Below are 14,195 nucleotides of genomic sequence, written 5' to 3' on the forward strand. Positions count from 1 at the left end.
TCAAAAGCGAGATGAACTCAATGTTTGCGCCTCGCCCTGTGGAGGGTTTTCATAAGGTTGATGCGCTTGTCTGTACAGATAAGCAAACGCTTGCCTCAAAGCCACTTCAGGCGGCCGAGGGTTGAAACCCAATTCATGTTTCGCCTTGGTGATGTTGTATTCCTGCGCCACGTTGTGAAACAGGCGCACCTGGCTCAACAGTAGCTGGGCGGGCTTGCCGACTAATTGCGCCCAGCGCTCCTGGAGCCAGGCCACGCCCAGCAATAACCAGCGTGCCGCTGAGACAGGCTGGCGATAGCCGGGAGCTTGGGTGTTGGCGGCCTCGATCAAATCGCTGAGTGGCGACGAATGCTCATTGGCCAGGATATAGCGCTGCCCCGGCCGGCCCTTTTCGGCAGCGAGTATCATCCCGTGTGCCACATCGCGAACATCCACGAAGTTGAAGCGAAAACCCGGATCAAACGGCATCCGCCGCTGCCGAACCGATTGAAGAAATCCCATGGTATCGGTGAGGTGGCCAGCATTGGGGCCAACCATCGCCGAAGGCAATACCGACACCATGCTCAACCCCAGCGCCTCCGCGCACTGCCAAGCCACCTGCTCGGAGAGAATTTTCGATTTGTAGTAGGCGTTTTCGCTCTCCGTATTCCAGTGCGCCTCATCCAGCGCCGTACCATCATGGCCGACGGCGGCCACCGAACTGACGTAGACCACACGCTGCACACCCGCCCGTGAAGCTGCCTCCAGCACACGTCGCGTACCCTGGATATTCGGCTCGACAATCTCGGCCTGCGGGTTGCGAGCCCAGTGTTTGAACACGGCAGCCACTTGAAACAGCACCTGCACCCCCTCCAGCGCCTTGTCCAAGGCCGCACGGTCCAGCAACTCGGCATACACCAACTCGCAGTCCAGCCCGGCAAAGGGTGTGTGGTTACATATGTCACGAACCCCGGCTCGAACCCGATAGCCCTGACCGAGCAGCGCTCGCACCAAGGTATTGCCCAGATGGCCGTTGGCACCTGTCACCAGACATAAACCTTTCACAGGAACTCCTTGTTGGCAGCGCGCCAGAGTGGGCGCTGGAAAAAAGCATACGAGGTGTCCCATGGGGCAGAGTCAAGTACCCGTTTTAGATTTCAGCATCTAGACCTATTTATAGTGCGGGCGCCTGTTGCGCAGCAAAGGTAACCTCTGGCTCGCCAGCCGACACTTGGAAACCGGCCTGCTGGCACAAAGTGGCAGGCCGTTCCAATGGGACGATGTCGGGCGCTGGTGGAATTTCATCGAACAGTCGCAATGGCCGCGGGATGAATACAGGTTGCATGGCATCATGGCCAAGTGGGACAGCCAATTGGACGAGCGCCTGACGAGACGTCAATGCGGTTCAGATTAAGCCTGCAAGCCGACCGACCACCGCCACCTCCGCGCGTACTGAGGTTCAAGCGTCGGGACGCTCCGCCCTGCAACCACTCGCCGCTTCCCGCTGCCAGGCCTGGCACATGAGTTCAATGACTTCTGCGTCCGAAGTCTGGGCAAAATTCAAATACCAATAACCGATCGACATCATCCACTCGGGAATGAGCGGGCAAATCAATTCATTTACTTCGCTGCGCAACGCCTCGACCGTTTCCAGCGGAGCAACCGGCACCGCGACAACGATGCGCGCCGGGGACTGCGCGCGTACCGCATGGACCGCTGCCATCATGGAGGAACCGGTTGCCATACCGTCGTCAACCAGAATCACGACCTGGTCCTTGAGTTGCAACGGCGGGCGGTTTCCCCGATACACCTGTTCGCGTCGCGACAACTCCTGCGTTTCCCGAGCGACCACGGCCTCGAAACCGTCGCGATCGATCGGGTGCACCCGCAGCGCGTCGTCATTGAGGATTTGTATACCACCGCTGGCGATGGCGCCCATGGCAAACTCCGGGTGCCCCGGGATGCCGAGTTTGCGCACCAACATCAGGTCCAGGCGAACCTTCAGGGCCGCAGCGATTTCATAAGCCACCGGGACGCCACCACGGGGCAAGGCAAGGATGACAGCGTCAGGCCGGTTGGCGTATCTGAGCAAGGGCTCCACCAGTCGCCGACCGGCCTCGGCGCGGTTCGGCAAAGTGGTTTGCAATGAGGGGCTCTGGATCATGGGAACCTCCTGAGACAATCATGCCTGTCGCTTCGTCATGGGCGATTCTGGTCGCGTTAGATGGCCAGGACGCTGCAAGGCACCTGATACAGGGTATGTTCGGTCGTGCTACCCAAAAGCTTTTCCAGGCCATGGGACTGGACCCTGCCCATCACAATCACATCCATATGCTGCTCATCGGCGAACGCATTCAGCACCGCGACAGGGTGTCCTTCAATGAAATGACGTCGGTCAGCGGCCACGCCATGTCGGTCGGCGAGGTCGAAAAAGGATGTTGCATGTTCTTTGCGCAACTGCGCGCCCAGGTCCGAGAGTGTTAGCCCGCCGCCGCCCATATCGCCCATGTACACCATCGAAATGTCGCAGGCGTACAGCAGGTGCAGCTCGGCATCACATTGGATGGCGAGTCCGCGTGCCTGCTGGATGATCCGCTCATTGAGCTCGTTGTCCTGCGCCAGGGTATTGGAAGCGTCGACCGCTGCCACGACCTTGCGCGGCAAGGGAAGATCACCTTCACCCATCAGGTACACCGGAACCGAGCAGTGGCGCAGCAAACGCCAGTCCAGTGGAGTGAAAAAAGCCCGTTTGAACGCGGACTCATGCTGCACCTGCTTGATCAACAGGTCGGGTTGCATTTCGACGACGTGATCGAGGATGTCTTGCGGCATGTCATCGGCCCAGGCCACCTCCGTCGTCACCTCGATGCCTCTTTCACGCAGGTGATTTGCCTGGTCTTTGAGCCAATCATGATGGTCTTGCAGGTAGGCTTCGCGCGCCTGTTCCCGGTCGCCTTCTTCAAGCAGCGACAACAGTTTCCAGGAAGGGATCAAGGCCGCGATGTGCAAGCGCGCACCGCTGGCCTTGGCCAGGGCCGCGGCATGCTCCAGGGTTTGGGACTGGCGCAGGGCCGGGTTGATGATCAGCAATAACCGTTGATACTGGCTCATGATCGGACTCCATGGAACTTGCACGTTTCTCACGGCCTGCCACGGCGGGCCACTGTCGTGTTTGCCGCTGCAACGGGCACCTTCGTTGTAGGTTCACCATCCTCCGTCAGGGCAACCGTGACGTTGATATATATCAAGTACCATCGTCAGCCAGGCATTCAACGGCTCATGCGCTTGATCAGGTAGACATCACCTGAAGCTTGCGATCAAGGTCGATGAAACCATCGGCCTGCCAGTCCCAATCCTGGGCTTGGGCTGCATCGGGGGCAGGTGCTCCACCGTACTCCATGGGTCGGTCGATATAGGCCGTCATCAGGCCGCACTCCCTGGCGGCCGCAAGATCGCTGTGGTGACAGGCCACCAGGCAGAGTTCAGCGGGTTTGATGTCCAGAGCCCTGGCCGTGGACAGGTACGCCGCAGGGTCCGGTTTGTAGGTTTGCGCGAACTCCGCCCCCAGCAGCGCGTCCCACTGCAAACCGTTGTAGCGGTTCATGGCGATCATCAAGGCCACATTGGCATTGGACAAGGTCACCACCGCAAAGCGTCGACGCAACAGGGCCAGGCCCTCGGCCACATCAGGCCAAGGGTCCAGGCGACGCCAGGCATGGGCAAGCGTGTGCAATGCCTCGGGGGCAACCTGCTCGACTTCCAGGCCGTAAGTCGTCAACAACTGGACCAGCGTCTCGTAGTGCAACGTGTCCAGCACGACGAAGCCTCCATGCCCCTTGATGCACTCGCGCAGCGCTGGCGCATACAACCGGCGCCATTGCATTGCAAATTCTGCGGGGCTGACAGCGGGCAGGTAGGTCGATACGAATGGACTCGCCTCACGTGCGATGCCTGAATGCCAGTCAACCACGGTACCGAACACATCGAATGCCAACGCTCGTGGAAGCGTCATCGCAAGACTCCTCTGCTATTTACGACCCCTGGCGCGCCGGGCTGCGGTGCAAGACTTCCCCGCCGTAGCGACTACCTCGTCGCAGGCGGCAGAGCAGGACTGGTTGCCACGTCGCTGTTCTGATAAGCATCCCAAAACCACCACCCCAAGCGCTGTGAATACTTAGTCTGATAGTGGAGAACTTTGTCGGCCTTGCGTTGCAAATACTCCGGCGTGTTCATCCCAAACACTTCCATCGGAAACTCCTCATCCAGATCATTCAGCCAGAAGTCAGGGATCGTTTTGTCATCGCCATCGAAACGCAGCGGCTTTGAGAATTTACGCTTTTGCTCACGGAGCATCGCCTCGACCTTGCCCTCCAAACCGGAGTCCAGGGGAATCAACATGTCGCTCACGTGCATCAAGGCAACCTCGAGAACATCGCTATAACGATCGTTTTTTTGTCGAAGCTCCAAAAATGCGATGGCAATGATCTTGGCACCCTTTTTCCACGCACCAATCTCCCGGCCAAAGCTTTTTTGTGCATCCGGCCAAGTACGCCCGTTGAGGTACATCATGGGCATGCCTTTACTGTTCATCAGCGAAAGGGTTTGCATCTGATCTACGGGCTCACCCTCGATGTAAGGCATAAGTACACCGACGGTGACCAGCCTGTACTTGAGTCGACCTGCCTTTTTCACAATTGCAAAGTTTCGAGCTCCACACTTGGGCCCCTCTTGTGCTGGACACAAAAGAACGTTGTCCAGCGTCATTCGATGGGTCTTGATGTGTTCCGCCGTTTGCTTGAGCTTCCATTGAAGAATCGAGTCATCCCGCTTGCCTTCCATGTTGGGGTGCCAGGTATTTAGATCACTGCGCGTCCACAGCAGATCCAGCAATCCCCGGAGCTTCATTGCACGCTGTGTTCGCCCCGGTTTTCGGGGATTGAGTGGGAGGTCGACTTTGACTTTGACTTCGGCGTCATCGTTCTTCTTCCTGAGCTGGATCGCTTGAGAGAGACGAACAGTGACGTCATCCTCATCCCCCTCCACCACCACGCCCTCAACGTAGGATTGCAATCCCGTCCGATACTCGGCTTCGCTGAAAAAGCGACAATCCAAGGCATGCTCAGGGCCTGTGTTCGCATACCTAGCGAGAACGTACCGCTTCAGAACCTTGAGGTGTCGGATATTGAGGTGCTTTGAGCCGTTGCCTTTACATAAACACTTGGCCTGCTGGCCATGGGCACTTTTCAGCAACAGTTGCCATTGATCGGCACTCTCGGCAAGCGTCTGGTATGTTTTCGTGCACGGGTGTTTCGCACCCGGCACTTCCACGCTGTAAATCTCTGACATGTCGTCCCTTTCTTGTCGGCGTCGGATCCGCTGTGACGGTGAATAGTGAGGCAAAGCTTACGGAGTTGGCGAGAAGAAGCACAGCCAGCCCCATAAATCCTCGGTTTCGTTCACTCATGTCCAGCCGACCCGCTCTCCAGCACAGGCTCCTAAAGCTTATGACTCCCCAGCACCAAATACCGCTGCGGCGCTACTTTGCGCAGTCGTGCCGCGAGGAACACGCCAGCCAGCAGGGCTGCGGGAATGATGGCGCAGAGGCCGTATGACAAGGCCTTGCTCGCGCCCGTCAGCACATCGAAATGCACCACCGCGATAAACAGCACCGCCAATAGCGCAAGGCAAGAGAACCCCGGGAAAATCCGCCCACGCCAGATCCCCAGCTTGAGCTCGGGGTGGCGCTGGGCAAAGGCCCATACCGCCGCGGATGTGAGCGCCATCAGCAAAATCACGCAAAGCGTCGCCAGGTTGGACAGCCAGGCGAACAGTTGCAGGATCGGATCGGCATCCATCGCGGCGAAAATCAATACGACCACGGCGGAGATCAAGCTCTGCAACGCCGAGCCCATGTGCGGGCTCTGATGGACGCGATGGGTGGTCCCCAACCGGCTGGGCAGCAAGCCGTCACGCCCGATGGCGTAGAAATAACGGGCTGCGGCATTGTGGAACGCCAACAGCCCGGCGTAGATGCTGACCATGAACAGCACGCGGATGACTTGGGTCAGGTGCGGGCCGACAAAGTGATCGGACATGCCATAGATAAACGTCGTGGGGTCCTGCAAGGCCTGAAGCGTGGAGACGATTTTGTCCGCCCCTACGCCAATCACCATCGACCAGACCGACAGCGCGTAGAAACCACCGATCAGCAAGACCGAACAGTAGGTGGCAATCGGGATCGTACGTTGCGGGTTCTTGGCCTCTTCGCCGTAGATCGTGGTGGCCTCGAAGCCGATGAACGCGGCGAAACAGAACAGCAGGCCGATCGACGGGGTGCCGCTGAACACGTGGCGGCTCGCAAACGCGTCGAGATTGATGCCACTGTCGCCGCCGGTCCTGAGAATGGCGAAGTCCAGCAGCAGGATCGCCAGGTATTCGGCGATCACAATGACCGACAACACCCGCGCCGACAGATCGATCTTGCGATAGCCGAGAATCGCAACGCTGGCCATCGCCATCAGCGAATACGACCACCAAGGCCACACCAGGCCGAACACGCTTTCCATCGTGCCGCTGACCACCCCACCGAACATGCCATACAGGCCGACCTGGAGGATGTTGTAGGCAAACATCGCCAGCACCCCCGCCGCCCCACCGGCCAGGCCACCCAGGCCGCGCGAGGTGAACGCATAGAAACCGCCGGCGTTGGTGACGTGCCGGGACATGGTTGTGTAGCCGACCGAGAACGCCAGTAACACCAGCAGAGCCAGGATCAGCAACGCCGGCGTGCCGGCACCGTTGCCCAGCATGATGCCGATGGGGAAGCCACCGGCGATGACACTCAAGGGGCTCGCCGCCGAAACCACGAAGAAGATGATGAAGCCGACACCCAGGGCCCCACGCTTGAGCTCCGTGGAGCTGTTGACCGGGAGAGGTACACTCATGTTTTCTTGACCTTATTGTATGAGGCAGGCGTTGTAGGATCGATGCAGTCAACCGCTCACCGTCACCGGATAGCGTTATTGTTCTTGTCGCACGCTGGATTCGATCCTATGCCTCTCCCTGAACCTCCCACTATCCCAAATCGGTAACCAGAGACCTGTGCTCGGAAAAAACCGGACGGGTCATCATCCATCCCCACCCTACCCCCTCATTGCAAGGCGATACGTGCCGTCAGTTCCGATGCCGCGCCGGTAACCAGGTCGCACAGGTAGCCCGGTTGAAACGCCCGGAACCGTTCACTGCGCCCGACCAGGGTCATGCTCCCAAGGACGCGCTGTTTTTCGTCGAAGATCGGCGCCGCAACGCCACTGCGTCCCGGGTACAACTCGCTTTCGCTGATACAGTAGCCCTGCTTGCGGATAGCGAGCAGGCTCTTGGTGAACGGCTTCCACGCCAACCCCAGGTGCAACAATCCGGACGGGATCGCGTGAGCGTCATAGATGCGTCGGATCTGGCGCGGCAGCAGATACGCCAACACGACCCGCGAGGTCGCGCTGTGGAAAAGATCGATCGGCCGCCCCCTGTCGCCACCGACCGGGCCGACATCGGAACCCCGCTGGATAAGCACGTTGACCACTGAATCGCCATGCCACTCACTGACCAGCGCATCCAGGCCGGTATCGTCGACCAGTCTGTCGACCAGGTCCCGGCTGCACGCCAGCAACGGATCGTAGTTCGCCATCTGATGTTCCAGCGTGACGATTCGAGGGCCGAGTGCGTAGCCGCGTGGCAACCGCTTCAAGAAGCCCGCGTCGCCGAGTTCGCGCAGATAACGATAGGCGGTGGCAGGCGTGTAGCCGAGCTCCTGGCAAATGATGCCCACGTCGATGACCGGCTGCTCAGGGCGAAACAAGTCGAAGACCCGGAGCAGGCGGCGAAGGCTATTCATCGTTTCTACATCCTTGTGAAGTCAAGCCAGCCCGTTGCGCAATGCAGCAGGCAGATATTCAAGCAAGCGCGCAACCGCTGATGGCAGCGCGCGCGGTTTGAGACGGCAGTTCGGCGAACAGTTCCTGGTATTGCGCGGCAAAATGGCTGAGGTGATAGAACCCCCATTGGGCGGCGGCATCGCCGATCGAAAGACGCGACGCCTGGGTGGTCATCAAGGTCCGGCGTACACCGTTGAGCCGCACGGAGCGCAAGTAATTGAGCGGGGTCGTCTCGGCAACCGAGCGGAAGCTGTTCTGCACGGTACGTCGACTCACCTGGAGTCGCTGGCACAACTCGTCGACGCTGGGCACGTTGTTCAGCTCCGCAGTCGCCAGGCGATGGCATTTCTCGACAATGAAGCTGCGCGTGGAGCTTGGCGAACGCTGCTGCTTGTCGCAGGCCGGGTCGGTCATGAGTTGCAGCAACTCGTCGAGCATGGCCTGTTCCAATTCCAGTTCCCGGTCTTGCGCGTTGTCGAGCTCTGCGTTCGAGAGCGCCTGGGAGAATGCCGCCAGCATCCGACGTCGAGCGTCAGCGTAGCGTTGCGTGGGGAGCCTGATTACGGGTTGGCGTAGTAGCTGGCTGATTTCCTTGGCCGACGCGGTTTGCGCCAGCGCCTGTTCGAACAATTCACGTTCGAAGGTAATGGCCAGCAGTTCCATGCCCATTGGCATGTGGAACATGAACTCTTCGCCGCCATGAAGAAAGAACAGGCTGCTCTCGTCCACCTCCCGACCCTGCATCCGAATCGACCCCGGGACGGTGATCGGCACGGCAAAGCACATCTTGCCTCGGGGGGCCACGCCATGCTGCACCACGCGTTGGTTGATCTGCTCGCGGAATACGTGGCAACGCCCTGTCGACAACTGGATCAGCGAACTCTCAGCCGAACCGGCGGTTAACTGGTTGTAGTCCTGGTTCCACTCCTGGACGGTGGCGGCGTGGACATGGATGTCACGAAAATGGCTGATGTTCAGATTTTTCATGGTGATGCAGCCTCGGCCAATATTCTTGTTTTTAGAATGCCTCGTTGCGCGATATTCTCACAATAAGAGAATTATGCAAATTCTCTTTTGGTCATGTCAGTGCTCTGCTGCTGACGCTCGAGGCGGCCCGCCCAATGTGCCGATTCGGGCTACCGGCCAGGAATGAGCCACGAGGATGATCGGGACACTGAAACCGACATCCTGAGAGACCGTCATGAGTGAAGCCAAACTAGAATCCCTCCATTTCGCCGATGCCCCGCGGATTACCACCGCCATTCCTGGCCCAAGGACCACCGAGGCCCTGGCGCTGTCGGCGCGTACCGAGTCGATGGCTCGCGGCGGCGGACGCATGCCCGTGGCCATGGACCGGGCCTTCGGCGCGACCTTCAAGGACGCCGATGGCAACACCTACATCGACCTGTCCGCTGGCGTGGGCGTCAGCAGCGTAGGCCGCTGCCATCCGAAGGTGGTGCAGGCCATTCGCGAACAGTCCGAAGTGCTGATGCATGCCTTGGAAGTCAACAGCACCCGGCGCACCGAACTGGCCGCCAAGCTCTCCGAGATCGCGCCCGACGGCTTGCGCGGTGACTGCATCACCTTCTTCACGCAAAGCGGCAGCGATGCGCTGGAGGCGGCGATCAAGTTCGCCAAACGCGTCACCGGGCGGCACCAGATCATCGCCTTCCACGGCGGCTACCACGGCGTGTGGAACGCCTCCGGTGCGCTGACCACAGGCACGGCCTACCGCAAGGGCTACGGCGCCCAGATGGGCGGGGTCATTCATGCGCCCTACCCTTATGCCTACCGTTTCCCCTTCGACACCACGCACAAAAGCGCCGAGCAGATTGCCGGCGACTACGTGGATTACCTGCTGAACACCCCCTACACCGCCGCCGATGACGTGGCCGCCGTGATTGTGGAACCAGTGCAGGGCGAAGGCGGCTATGTACCTCCCTCACCCGAGTTCCTGCAGCTGTTGCGCAAGGCCTGCGACCGCAGCGGCGCGCTGCTGATCGTCGATGAAGTGCAGTCCGGCGCCGGGCGTACCGGCAAGATGTGGGCGGTCGAGCACTCAGGCGTGAAGCCCGACATGCTCACCTTCGGCAAGGGCATCGGCAGCGACTTGCCAATGGCGGGCCTGATCATGCGTTCGGACCTGGCAGCCGCGATTCCCGACGGATCGATGCCCAACACCTTCGCCGCCAACTCGTTGTCCGCGGCCGTGGCGCTGACCAACATCAGCATCCTTCAGGACCCGGAGCTCGATCTGCTCAACCGCGCTCATACGCTGGGGCTGGAAGCGCAGGAACGTATCCGTGGCTTCGACAGCCCATTGGTCGGTGAAGTCCGCGGTCGCGGCCTGATGATCGGGATCGAGCTGGTCGAAGACCCGGTCACCAAGGCGCCACTGGCACCGGAGAAGATCGGCCAACTCATGGGCTACCTGTTGAACCACGGGGTACTGATGATTCCCTGCGGTCGCTACAGCAACGTGATGCGCGTCATGCCCTCGCTGACGATCTCGCGTGCGCTGTTCTTCAAGGCACTGGACATCTTTGGCGACGCCCTGGCCTCCCTCAAGGGATGAGGTGTGCATACCCCGACTACCCCACATCACTTGAGGGACTGCAAATGACTCAACACTTGAACCACTTCATCGAAGGCGCTTCCTTCGAGGCCTCTGACGGGCGTCGCATGACACTCGTCGACCCCGTGACAGAACAGATCTACGGCAGCTCCGCGCGCGGCACGACCGAGGACGTGGACCGCGCCGTAGCGGCGGCACTCAGCCAACTTGAGGGTGGCGCCTGGAGCCAGCTCGACGGCGCCCAGCGTGGCCGGCTGTTGTCGACGCTGGCGGACCTGGTGGAGCGCGACACCGACGTGCTGGCTGACCTGGACGCCAATGCCATCGGTCGCTCACCGATCGAGCCGCGCCGGCTGGACGTACCCAACGCCATCGCCAACCTGCGCGCCGCCGCTGGCTGGGCCAACCAGCTGGAGGGCCGCACCATTCCCACCGGCGGCTACTTCGGCACCAAGACCCTCTCGTACACGATCCGCGAGCCGGTGGGCGTGGTCGGCGCCATCGTTCCCTGGAACTCGCCGCTGATGATCACGGTCTGGAAGCTCGCCGCTTTGCTGGCGGCCGGCTGTACCGTGGTCATCAAGCCTTCGGAAGAAACGCCACAGTCGGCCCTGCACCTGGCAGCGCTGGCTCAGGAAGCGGGCTTTCCGGACGGCGTGATCAACGTGGTCACCGGCTATGGCAACGAGGTGGGACGCGCCCTGTGCGAGCACCCGCACGTCGCCAAGATCAGCTTCACCGGCAGCCCCGAGGCCGGACGCGAAATCCAGCGCACCGCTGGCGTACTTTTCAAGCACGTGGCACTGGAGCTGGGCGGCAAGAGCCCACAGATTGTCTTCGACGACGCCTCGTTCGAGGACGCGCTGTTCGGCTGCTCGCTCGGCCTGTTCGCCAACCAGGGACAGATCTGCGCGGCCGGCTCGCGCATCCTGGTCCAACGCAACATCGCTGAGCGCTTCGCCGCAGCGCTTGCCGATGCCGCGCGAGCCGTCAAGGTCGGCGACCCTCGCCAACCCGACGTACAGATGGGACCGGTGGCCAAGAAGGCGCAATTGGATCGCGTCAACCGTTACATCCAACTGGGCATCGACCAAGGTGCCACCCTGTTGGCCGGCGGTGTATCGAGCCCTGAACAGGGCTGGTTTGTCCGGCCGACGATCTTCGCCAATGCCAGCAATGACATGGCGATCGCCCGGGACGAGATCTTCGGCCCCGTCGGCACGGTGATCACGTTCGACAGCGAGGACGAGGCGATCGCGTTGGCCAACGATTCCAACTATGGCCTGGCGGCCACGGTCTGGACAAGCGACCTGGTGCGAGCGCACCGCGTCGCCGCAGCAGTCAAGGCCGGTGCCGTAGGCATCAACTGCTGGAGCCCGCTGGACGCCAACCTGCCCTGGGGCGGCGTCAAGTCCAGTGGCGTTGGCCGTGAAGGCGGATTTAGCGGCGCGCTGGCCTATACCGAGGAGAAAGTCATCACCGTACTGCTACCCAACTGAGAACAAAAAACCGCACTGACCGGACCACCCCTGTGTCATAGAGGGTGGCCGTTCAAACGTGCATTTTCGATACCTTGATGATCGATGGAGAGACCGCGATGAATCCGGAAAATCAAACAATAATTGATCGGTATCCGACGTCCCTGCGTATGTTGCACTGGGTGCGCGCCGTGCTCATCGCCGGCCTCCTCTGGGCAGGCTGGCACATGACCGGGCTCGATGACGAAGTGGCGAGCAAATATGAGCTCTATTACCCGTGGCACAAATCCTTCGGGGTGTTGGCGTTCCTGCTGGCCCTGATTCAGCTCACTTTGCGCGTGCGCACCCCCAGGCTGCCGCAACCGCCGGAGACGCTGGCGCGCTACGAAAGAGTTTGCTCATGGCTTGCGCACCGCACCTTGTATGCACTGCTGGTGATCGTGCCACTGATGGGCTATTCGATGTCGAGCACCTACACGATGAGTGACGGGGTGTTCTTTTTTGGGGTGAACCTTCCCGAGCTGCTGAGCAAGAATGACGACTGGTTCGTTGTCTTCCAATGGCTGCATAAAGTGCTCGCCTACACCCTGCTCGGCCTGATCGTGGTGCATATTGCCGGCGCCCTCAAACACCGGCTCTTCGACCGGGACCCTCGAAGCGACGTCCTGCGCCGCATGCTGTAACGCTGACTTGACGAGGCATTGGCGCAAGGTACCAATGCCTTGCGGCGCTAAATGAACGTGATGAAAGAATTATCGGAGCGGTCCTCCGATGTTCACCGCTGAGCCTTGACCTTACCTTCAGCACCTACGACAAACAAGAAAGCCAGCGCCAGGGCAACTTCGACCAGCACCGCCGGCAAGATGCCCGACTCGACATTGCCCATGGCCCATTCGACCAGCCCCAGCAGCGCCAGCAGCGAGCACGTGGTGACAAAGCCCGCCACCACGGCGGTTCGTCCTGGCGACGGCGGTGCGTTGCCGGCCAACAACAACGCAACCCCAATGCCCGCGTAGAGCGGTGCCGCGCGCCGACCTACCAACCCCGTGACACCGCCATCGAAAACCACACCCCAGTTGGCCAGCAACGCGGCCGGCGCGAACAACCAGATGGCGGCCAAAACGAAAAACAACAGTGCCGAAAAGGTCGCCAGGTAGCGAAAAGCGCGGGAAGCGTTGTTCATGCGTTCACGTCCACGACAGTACGCCCGCGCACCTTGCCTTCCAGTACCCGAGCGGCAACGGCCGGCACCTCTGCCAAGCCAATCATCTGGGTGGTGCGGGTCAGCTTGCTCAAATCAAGGTCCTGGGCGAGCCGCGACCATGCTTGCAGGCGCACCGCTTGCGGAGCATTGACCGAATCGATACCGGCCAGGGTCACGTTGCGCAGAATGAAAGGCAGCACCGAGCCAGGCAGATCCGCGCCTTGGGCCAGGCCGAAGGCAGCGACAACGCCGCGATATTGGGTGTGTGCCAAGGCATTGGCCAGGGTGTGGCTGCCCACCGAATCAATGACGCCAGCCCAGCGTTCCTTGGCGATCGGTGCGCCCGGCTGCGACAAGGTGTTGCGGTCGATGACCTGCGTCGCCCCAAGGTCGCGCAGGTAGTCGCCTTCCTCTTGCCGTCCGGTCGAGGCGATCACTCGATAACCCAGGCCCGACAGCAGTGCGATAGCCACCGAGCCGGCGCCGCCGCTGGCACCAGTGACCAGGATATCGCCTCGATCAGGGGTCAGCCCGCCATGCTCCAATGCCAGGACGCTGAGCATCGCCGTGTAGCCTGCGGTGCCGATGGCCATGGCTGCCTGGGTCGAGAATACTTCCGGGATTTTTACCAGCCAGTCACCGCTCACCCGCGCCTTCTGCGCAAAGCCACCGTGGTGGGTCTGGCTCAGCCCCCAGCCGTTGACCAGCACCCGGTCGCCGGCGTCGAACCCCGGGTGGCTGGACGTCTCGACGATACCGGCGAAGTCGATGCCCGGAATCAGCGGAAACTGGCGAATGACCGGGGAGCGTCCGCTGAGGGCCATGGCATCCTTGTAGTTCACGGTCGAGAACTCGATCGCGACGGTAACGTCACCGGGCATCAGGTCCTCGTCCTTGAAGTCGATCAGATGGGTCGAGATCGCTTCGCCGGTTTTGGTCGTGAGCAGCGCCTTGAATGTCATGGTTTTAGTCCTGTTCGTACAAACGGATCGTCATCGCTGCCCTGTTGATGCAACAGATACGACAGC

General features: G+C 60.7%; 13 protein-coding genes and 1 pseudogene. 4 read left to right on the plus strand and 10 right to left on the minus strand.

Annotation, left to right across the window (positions count from 1 at the left end):
- Window positions 1-1,044 (minus strand): NAD-dependent epimerase/dehydratase family protein, encoded by a 1,044-nt coding sequence (locus tag QMK47_RS15635; RefSeq protein ID WP_320388686.1) that lies wholly within the window; start codon window positions 1,042-1,044, stop codon window positions 1-3.
- A 118-nt stretch (window positions 1,045-1,162) separates the two neighbouring features.
- On the opposite strand from QMK47_RS15635, the pseudogene QMK47_RS15640 reads away from it, so the two are divergent.
- Window positions 1,163-1,348 (plus strand): annotated as a pseudogene (locus QMK47_RS15640) (GTP-binding protein); the annotation flags it as partial.
- Window positions 1,349-1,438: 90 nt separating this feature from the next.
- Here QMK47_RS15640 and QMK47_RS15645 read toward each other — a convergent pair.
- The 7 genes from QMK47_RS15645 to QMK47_RS15675 all read right to left on the minus strand — a co-directional run bounded on the left by QMK47_RS15645 (window position 1,439) and on the right by QMK47_RS15675 (window position 8,897).
- Entirely contained in the window at window positions 1,439-2,143 is a 705-nt protein-coding gene (locus tag QMK47_RS15645; RefSeq protein ID WP_253475095.1) for a phosphoribosyltransferase, read from the minus strand.
- Between the two features lie 56 nt (window positions 2,144-2,199).
- A complete protein-coding gene (locus tag QMK47_RS15650) occupies window positions 2,200-3,090 on the minus strand; it encodes a universal stress protein (RefSeq protein WP_253475098.1) in 891 nt (296 codons plus the stop codon).
- 178 nt (window positions 3,091-3,268) lie between these two features.
- Window positions 3,269-3,991: a haloacid dehalogenase type II gene (locus tag QMK47_RS15655; RefSeq protein ID WP_253475101.1), complete on the minus strand. Its 723-nt coding sequence runs from the start codon at window positions 3,989-3,991 to the stop codon at window positions 3,269-3,271.
- 71 nt (window positions 3,992-4,062) lie between these two features.
- On the minus strand, window positions 4,063-5,325 hold the full coding sequence (locus QMK47_RS15660) for a DUF1173 family protein (RefSeq protein ID WP_253475104.1): 1,263 nt from the start codon (window positions 5,323-5,325) through the stop codon (window positions 4,063-4,065).
- 149 nt (window positions 5,326-5,474) lie between these two features.
- Window positions 5,475-6,923 carry an APC family permease gene (locus QMK47_RS15665; RefSeq protein ID WP_258688152.1) on the minus strand — a complete coding sequence of 483 codons (1,449 nt, stop codon included), beginning with the start codon at window positions 6,921-6,923 and terminating at the stop codon, window positions 5,475-5,477.
- Between the two features lie 206 nt (window positions 6,924-7,129).
- Window positions 7,130-7,870: an IclR family transcriptional regulator gene (locus tag QMK47_RS15670; protein ID WP_214510289.1), complete on the minus strand. Its 741-nt coding sequence runs from the start codon at window positions 7,868-7,870 to the stop codon at window positions 7,130-7,132.
- 58 nt (window positions 7,871-7,928) lie between these two features.
- Window positions 7,929-8,897 (minus strand): helix-turn-helix domain-containing protein, encoded by a 969-nt coding sequence (locus tag QMK47_RS15675; RefSeq protein ID WP_258688156.1) that lies wholly within the window; start codon window positions 8,895-8,897, stop codon window positions 7,929-7,931.
- 214 nt (window positions 8,898-9,111) lie between these two features.
- Between QMK47_RS15675 and QMK47_RS15680 the strand changes: the two genes are divergently transcribed.
- The 3 genes from QMK47_RS15680 (at window position 9,112) to QMK47_RS15690 (ending at window position 12,646) form a co-directional block, all read left to right on the plus strand.
- Window positions 9,112-10,485 (plus strand): aspartate aminotransferase family protein, encoded by a 1,374-nt coding sequence (locus QMK47_RS15680; RefSeq protein WP_258688158.1) that lies wholly within the window; start codon window positions 9,112-9,114, stop codon window positions 10,483-10,485.
- A gap of 44 nt (window positions 10,486-10,529) precedes the next feature.
- Window positions 10,530-11,984 (plus strand): aldehyde dehydrogenase family protein, encoded by a 1,455-nt coding sequence (locus QMK47_RS15685; RefSeq protein WP_320388687.1) that lies wholly within the window; start codon window positions 10,530-10,532, stop codon window positions 11,982-11,984.
- 98 nt (window positions 11,985-12,082) lie between these two features.
- Window positions 12,083-12,646: a cytochrome b gene (locus tag QMK47_RS15690; RefSeq protein ID WP_223473256.1), complete on the plus strand. Its 564-nt coding sequence runs from the start codon at window positions 12,083-12,085 to the stop codon at window positions 12,644-12,646.
- Window positions 12,647-12,738: 92 nt separating this feature from the next.
- Here the strand turns inward: QMK47_RS15690 and QMK47_RS15695 are convergent, their stop codons facing one another.
- Together QMK47_RS15695 and QMK47_RS15700 are read right to left on the minus strand one after the other, a co-directional pair.
- Complete coding sequence (locus QMK47_RS15695; RefSeq protein WP_320388688.1) at window positions 12,739-13,146, minus strand: hypothetical protein; 408 nt, start codon at window positions 13,144-13,146, stop codon at window positions 12,739-12,741.
- The gene (locus QMK47_RS15700) at window positions 13,143-14,129 is read right to left on the minus strand and encodes an MDR family oxidoreductase (RefSeq protein WP_253475124.1); all 987 of its coding nucleotides are present in this window, start codon (window positions 14,127-14,129) and stop codon (window positions 13,143-13,145) included. Before QMK47_RS15700 ends, QMK47_RS15695 begins: the two co-directional genes overlap by 4 nt.
- Between the last annotated feature and the right edge of the window lie 66 nt (window positions 14,130-14,195).

It is taken from the genome of Pseudomonas sp. P9_35 (assembly GCF_034008205.1).
In the GTDB taxonomy this organism is placed as follows: Bacteria; Pseudomonadota; Gammaproteobacteria; order Pseudomonadales; family Pseudomonadaceae; genus Aquipseudomonas; species Aquipseudomonas kilonensis.